General features: G+C 42.6%; 1 protein-coding gene and 1 pseudogene. Both read right to left on the reverse strand.

Features of this window, described 5'->3' with window-relative positions:
* The coding region (locus tag A1232T_RS13495) for a helix-turn-helix domain-containing protein (protein WP_167367092.1) at positions 1-153 on the reverse strand (153 nt) is incomplete at its 3' end.
* A pseudogene (locus A1232T_RS14030) lies at positions 150-237 on the reverse strand (IS607 family transposase); the annotation flags it as partial. The gene A1232T_RS13495 and the pseudogene A1232T_RS14030, both read right to left, overlap by 4 nt.

Consider the following 237-nt stretch of genomic DNA (forward strand, 5'->3'; position numbering starts at 1 on the left):
GCAAGCATCACGATAGGCTTTATCTTGAGCATACTGTCTTTGCCACTGAGCTAACGCCCAGTTATAGGCAAGACGAGCTATACCGCAAGCCTTAGCAAAATAGGTCGCTTGCTTGTTGTTTGGATTAAGCTCAATGACATGACCTCGTATCATTCTAAACTTGCCTTAACCGCTTCAATGAGTTTTTTATTCTTCTTACTAGGTGAACCGTAAAGTCTGGCTGAAAACACTGTGATG

The organism is Psychrobacter pasteurii, assembly GCF_900162815.1.
Classification (GTDB): domain Bacteria; phylum Pseudomonadota; class Gammaproteobacteria; order Pseudomonadales; family Moraxellaceae; genus Psychrobacter; species Psychrobacter pasteurii.